Genomic DNA, 5,472 nt, shown 5'->3' on the forward strand with positions numbered 1-5,472 from the left:
ACGCCGTGCCGGACGCCGACGGCGTCGGGACGCTGACCCTGGTGGCGACCCCGACCGGCCGGCCGGGGCGGCTCGAGATCCGCGGCGTGGGCGCGACGCCGGTGCTCAAGCACCCGACGACCACCACCTGGCGGCCCGACCGGGTCGTGGCCGGCGACGGACCTCCGCAGCGCATCGCGCTGCCCGTCGTACCGGCGCGCTGCGACAGCCACGCCTTCTTCGAGGCCGGCGGCGCGACCGCCTTCCGACTCCACCTCGGCCTCGACGGCCGCGCCGGCGAGCTGGTCCTGCGGATGTCGCCCGAGGGCGCTCGGGCCGCGATCGCCTACGCCATCAGCGCCTGCGGTCTGTAGGCGTCTTGTCGCGGAGGTAGCGGAGGTCGAGGAGGTCGCGCAGCGACCGTCACGAGACCCTAGACCGCGATCGGCGCCTTGATGCCCGGGTGGGGGTCGTAGCCCTCGACCTGGATGTGCTCGAGGTCGAAGCCGTCGATCTCGGTGATCGAGCGGTCGAGGACCAGGGTCGGCAGCGGCCGCGGGTCGCGGGTGAGCTGCAGGCGGGCCTGCTCGAGGTGGTTGGAGTAGAGGTGGGCGTCGCCGAGCGTGTGCACGAAGTCGCCGACCTCGAGACCGGTCACCTGCGCGACCATGTGGGTCAGCAGGGCGTAGGACGCGATGTTGAAAGGTACGCCGAGGAAGACGTCGGCCGAGCGCTGGTAGAGCTGGCAGCTGAGCCGCCCCTGGGCGACGTAGAACTGGAACAGGCTGTGGCACGGTGCGAGCGCCATGTCGGGGATGTCGGCGGGGTTCCACGCCGAGACGATGTGGCGCCGGCTGTCGGGGTTGCTGCGCAGGTCGGTGATCACCTGCGCGAGCTGGTCGATATGGCGGCCGTCGGGGGCCGGCCACGAGCGCCACTGGGCGCCGTAGATCGGGCCGAGGTCGCCGTTCTCGTCGGCCCACTCGTCCCAGATCGTGATGCCGCGGTCCTGCAGCCACTTCACGTTGGTGTCGCCGCGGAGGAACCACAGCAGCTCGCCGAACACCGAACGGGTGTGGATCTTCTTGGTCGTGACCAGCGGGAAGCCGGCGCTGAGGTCGAACCGCATCTGGTGCCCGAACACGCTCAGCGTGCCGGTGCCGGTGCGGTCGCCCTTCTCGACGCCCTCGTCGAGGATCCGCTGGACGAGATCGAGGTAGGCCTGCACGTCGCTCAGCCTAGCCGCCGACGGCGCCTTGGTTTCGAGGCTCGCTGCGCTCGCACCTCAACCAGCGGCGCCACGCTGGGCGCTCGCACCTCAACCAGCGGCGCTACGCGCAACCCGCGGCGCTACGCGCTGAGCGACATCGGGCCGTAGACCTGCCGCTCCAGCTCGAAGAGCGTCACGGCTGCGACCCCGGCCGCGGCGAGGTCGGCCCAGATCTCCCCGACCCACGACTCGGCGTCGGCCTGGTTGGCGAACCGCTTGTCGCCGTACTCCTCGGCGGCATCGCCCGTCAGGGTCACCTCGGCGCCGTCGGCGGCCTCGGGCCGCCACCACCACGGCCGCTCGGACGGGGTCGGCTGGCGGAACGGGGCCGGGGACTCGGGGAGGTTCATCNTTCATCAGGACTCCCGGACCGACGGGTCGAGGAAGGGCGGCTTGACGATCTTGAAGACCTCGCGCCGGCCGCGGACGTCGACGCCGACCTCGGCGTCGTCGGCGACCACGCTGGCGACCAGCGCCATGCCGATGCCCTGCTTGAGGCTCGGGGAGAACGTGCCGGAGGTGACCTCGCCGAGGAGGACGTCGGGGGTCAGCGAGACCGACATGTGCGGGCGCGGGATCGCGCGGCCGGTGGCGACGATGCCGACCAGCTTGCGCCGGGCGCCCTTCTCCTTCTCGGCGAGGACCGCGTCGCGGCCCCAGAACTCCGGCTTCTTCCAGCCGACCGCCCAGCCGAGCCGGGCCTCGTTGGGGGTGACCGAAGGCCCGATGTCCTGGCCGTGCAGCGGGTAGCCCATCTCGGTGCGCAGGGTGTCGCGAGCCCCGAGCCCGCAGGGCAGGATGCCGTGCTCGGCGCCCTCCCTCAGCACGGCGTCCCAGAGCGCCGGCGCGACACCGCTCGGGGCGATCAGCTCGTAGCCGCGCTCGCCGGTGTAGCCGGTGCGGCAGACGATCACGGTCTCGCCGTCGAACTCCGCCTCGACGAAGGTGAGGTAGTCGTGGCCCACCGGGAGGCCGACCGCGGCGAGCACGTCGTCGGACTTCGTGCCCTGCACGGCGAGCACGGCGTAGTCGGCGTGGTGGTTGGTCACCTCGACCCCGTCGGGGGCGGCCGCGGCGAGCCGGTTGAAGACCTCGGTGTTGTTCGACGCGTTGGGGACGAGGAGCACGTCCTCGTCGTTGCGGTAGTAGCTGAAGATGTCGTCGATGATGCCGCCGGTCTCGGCGTCGAGGCAGAGCGTGTACTGCGCCCGGCCCGGCCCGATGCGGCCCAGGTCGTTGCTGAGGGTGGCGTTGACGAACGCGGCTGCGCCGGGCCCGCGGACCTCGATCTTGCCGAGGTGGCTCACGTCGAAGATGCCCACTGCCTGACGGACCGCGTTGTGCTCCTCGACGATCCCGGAGTACTGCAGCGGAATCGACCAGCCACCGAACTCCGCGAACTTCGCGCCGAGCGTCTCGTGCCGGTCGTGCAGGGGCGATCGGGCAAGGCCTGCCTCCGGGGCGGGTGCCTGCGAGCCGGGCTGGGTTCCGTCGAGCATGGTGCGGACTCTACCGACGACCGGATCGGGACCGGCGCGGTCTACCCTCCGCCCTATGACGTCCTTCGCCCTTCGCACCGCCAGCCCCGCCAAGACCCGGGCCGAGGCCGTGGTGGTCGGGGTGGTGCCGGGCCAGTCCGGCCGGGCGGGCACGGCGCGGCTCGCGGCCGGCGGTGAGGACGTCGCGAAGGCCTACGGCCGTCGGCTCGCGCCGCTGCTGGCCACCCTCGGGCTCACCGGCAAGCCGGGCGAGGTGGCCAAGGTCCCGACCAGCGGCACCATCGGCTCACCGCTGCTGGTCCTCGTCGGTCTCGGCGCCGACCCCGACCCGATGGCGGTCCGCCGCGCGGCCGGAGCGGCCGCCCGCGCGGTCACCAATGCCGCCTCGGTCGCCGTGGCGCTGCCGGCCGACACCCCCGAGCTGGTCCGCGCGGTGCTCGAGGGCTACCGGCTCGGCGGCTACACGTTCACCCGCTACAAGAGCAGCAGCGCTCCCTCGAGCCCGGCCGAGATCGTCGTACTCTCGGCCGCTGCGCGGCGCAAGGAGACCGTCGCCGCCTTCGACGACGCCCAGCTCGTGGTCGAGGCCGTCGTCGCCGCCCGTGACTGGGTCAACACGCCTCCGGGCGACCTCACGCCCGCCGTGTTCGCCGACGAGATCGTGGCGGCCGTGAAGGCGGTGAAGGGCCTCAAGGCCAAGGTGTACGACGAGGCGCAGCTCGCCGAGCTCGGCTGCGGCGGCATCCTCGGGGTGGGCGCCGGGTCGGACGCTCCCCCGCGGCTGGTCGAGCTCGACTACCGCCCTCAGGGCGCCACCACCCACCTCGCGCTCGTCGGCAAGGGCATCACCTTCGACTCCGGCGGCCTCACCATCAAGCCGGCCGCCAGCATGCCCACGATGAAGGAGGACATGGCCGGCGCCGCGGCCGTGGTGCAGGCCGTCATCACCATCGCCCGACTCGGGCTGCCGGTCCGGGTGACCGGCATCGCCGCGCTGGCCGAGAACATGGTCGGCGGTGCCTCGTTCCGCCCCGGCGACGTGCTGACGACCTACGGCGGCAAGACCGTCGAGATCTCCAACACCGACGCCGAGGGCCGGCTCGTGCTCGCCGACGCGCTCGGTCGCGCGGCCGAGCGGAAGCCCGACCTGATCGTCGACATCGCGACCCTGACCGCCCACATGTCGCTCGCGCTCGGCGACCGGATGTGCGGGGTGATGGGTGACGACGGCACGGTCGACCGGGTGCTCGCGGCCGCCGAGGTCGCGGGCGAGGAGGCCTGGCCGATGCCGATCCCCGAGCACATGGAGGAGCGGATCCGCACCACGAAGATCGCCGACCTCTCCCAGCACGACTGGATCCGCTGGGGCGGCGGCCTCTTCGCGGCGGCCTTCCTCCGCGAGTTCACCGACGGGCTGCCGTGGGCCCACCTCGACATCGCCGGGCCCGCGTTCAACAAGGGCGGACCGACCGGACACTGGACCTCCGGCGCGACCGGCTACGGCGTGGCCACGCTGATCGAGCTCGCGCGCTCCCTCGCCGACCCGGCGCCAACTCAGGCCTGAAACGCCTCGACCCGTCACCAAGTTCGTGACGGGTCGGCCGGGTTTCGGTCAGGGCTCGCGCGGCTTGTACTGCGGGTACTCCGCGGCCTTCTGCTCCTTGCGCACCCGCGAGTTGTAGTCGCGCATCCGCTGCGGGATGCCGACCACCGCGGCGTCGTACGACGGCACCTGGTGCTTGTTGCAGAAGTCGTGCGCCCACTTCACGCCGGGCACCCGGCGGCGGGTCCACTCGCCGTCGTGAGCGACCAGAAGCAGGGTCACCTCACTGACGGCCGTGCGCGGCTCGACGAAGCCCTCGACCCCGCGCCGTTCGGTGACCCACTCGTGCAGGTGCGCCTCGTCGACCTTGTCGGCAGCGCGCACGCGCGTCGACCCGGTGCGGGCTGCATCCCGCGCCGGTCCGCTCATCTTCGGCCCCTTCCGGAACCGGTCCCACAACGCCATGCCCTCCAGTGTGCCCGATCGGGCGAGGCACGTTGCGCGCGGTGACACCCGGGGTGCAAGGATGGGCGCCGAACCCGAAGCGGCCGGCCCGAAACGACTGGCCCGAAACGACTGGCCAGATCGACAGGGAGGACTGTGGTGGCCGAGGCCAACGGCGACGACGTGGTCGACGTTCTGATCCTGGGCGCGGGGTCCGGCGGCTACGCCTGTGCCCTCCGCGCCGCCCAGCTCGGCCTCAGCGTCGCCCTGGTCGAGGAGTCCAAGGTCGGCGGCACCTGCCTCCACGTGGGCTGCATCCCGACGAAGGCGCTGCTGCACGCCGCCGAGGTCGCCGACGCGACCCGCGAGGCCGACACCTTCGGCGTGCGCGCGACGTACGACGGCATCGATGCGGTCGGCGTGCGCAACTACGCCGACGGCGTGGTCAGCCGTCTCTTCAAGGGCCTCACCGGCCTGATCAAGAGCCGCGGCATTCGCGTGGTCGAGGGTCGCGGCCGGCTGACCGGCCCCCTGCAGGTCACCGTCGACGGCCCGGAGGGCGCGGTCACGCTGACCGGTCGCAACGTGGTGCTCGCCACCGGCTCCGCGCCGCGGCTGCTGCCCGGCATCGAGATCGACGGCACCCGCGTGCTCACCTCCGACGAGGCGCTCCGGCTCGACCGGGTGCCGACCTCGGCCATCGTGCTCGGCGGCGGCGTCATCGGGGGCGGGTTCGC

Annotated in this window: 7 protein-coding genes; 3 read left to right on the plus strand and 4 right to left on the minus strand. The window is 72.6% G+C overall.

Going from position 1 to position 5,472, the window contains the following annotated elements; genetic code table 11:
- A partial coding sequence (locus tag H0488_RS21805) for a hypothetical protein (protein ID WP_220794884.1) occupies positions 1–353 on the plus strand: 353 nt, incomplete at its 5' end.
- A gap of 59 nt (positions 354–412) precedes the next feature.
- Here the strand turns inward: H0488_RS21805 and H0488_RS21810 are convergent.
- From H0488_RS21810 to gcvT, 3 genes are all read right to left on the minus strand, one after another.
- Positions 413–1,207, minus strand: a complete 795-nt coding sequence (locus H0488_RS21810) for a thymidylate synthase (protein ID WP_183101311.1) — start codon at positions 1,205–1,207, stop codon at positions 413–415.
- Positions 1,208–1,329: 122 nt separating this feature from the next.
- On the minus strand, positions 1,330–1,599 hold the full coding sequence (locus H0488_RS21815; protein ID WP_183101312.1) for a hypothetical protein: 270 nt from the start codon (positions 1,597–1,599) through the stop codon (positions 1,330–1,332).
- A 6-nt stretch (positions 1,600–1,605) separates the two neighbouring features.
- A complete protein-coding gene (gene gcvT / locus H0488_RS21820) occupies positions 1,606–2,748 on the minus strand; it encodes a glycine cleavage system aminomethyltransferase GcvT (protein WP_183101313.1) in 1,143 nt (380 codons plus the stop codon).
- Positions 2,749–2,803: 55 nt separating this feature from the next.
- On the opposite strand from gcvT, the gene H0488_RS21825 reads away from it, so the two are divergent.
- Positions 2,804–4,312 (plus strand): leucyl aminopeptidase, encoded by a 1,509-nt coding sequence (locus H0488_RS21825; RefSeq protein WP_183101314.1) that lies wholly within the window; start codon positions 2,804–2,806, stop codon positions 4,310–4,312.
- Between the two features lie 48 nt (positions 4,313–4,360).
- Here the strand turns inward: H0488_RS21825 and H0488_RS21830 are convergent, their stop codons facing one another.
- Positions 4,361–4,756, minus strand: coding sequence for a hypothetical protein (locus H0488_RS21830; protein WP_246372669.1), 396 nt, complete (start codon positions 4,754–4,756; stop codon positions 4,361–4,363).
- Positions 4,757–4,894: 138 nt separating this feature from the next.
- Here H0488_RS21830 and H0488_RS21835 point away from each other — a divergent pair.
- A partial coding sequence (locus H0488_RS21835; protein WP_183101315.1) for an FAD-dependent oxidoreductase occupies positions 4,895–5,472 on the plus strand: 578 nt, incomplete at its 3' end.

The sequence above is a fragment of the Nocardioides pelophilus genome, assembly GCF_014180685.1.
In the GTDB taxonomy this organism is placed as follows: domain Bacteria; phylum Actinomycetota; class Actinomycetes; order Propionibacteriales; family Nocardioidaceae; genus Nocardioides; species Nocardioides pelophilus.

What these genes read in the sequence shown, in the direction of transcription:
- H0488_RS21815 (WP_183101312.1), bottom strand. Translation starts at nt 1,599, where the DNA reads ATGAACCTCCCCGAGTCCCCGGCCCCGTTCCGCCAGCCGACCCCGTCC.
- gcvT (WP_183101313.1), bottom strand. Translation starts at nt 2,748, where the DNA reads ATGCTCGACGGAACCCAGCCCGGCTCGCAGGCACCCGCCCCGGAGGCA.
- H0488_RS21825 (WP_183101314.1), top strand. Translation starts at nt 2,804, where the DNA reads ATGACGTCCTTCGCCCTTCGCACCGCCAGCCCCGCCAAGACCCGGGCC.
- H0488_RS21830 (WP_246372669.1), bottom strand. Translation starts at nt 4,756, where the DNA reads ATGGCGTTGTGGGACCGGTTCCGGAAGGGGCCGAAGATGAGCGGACCG.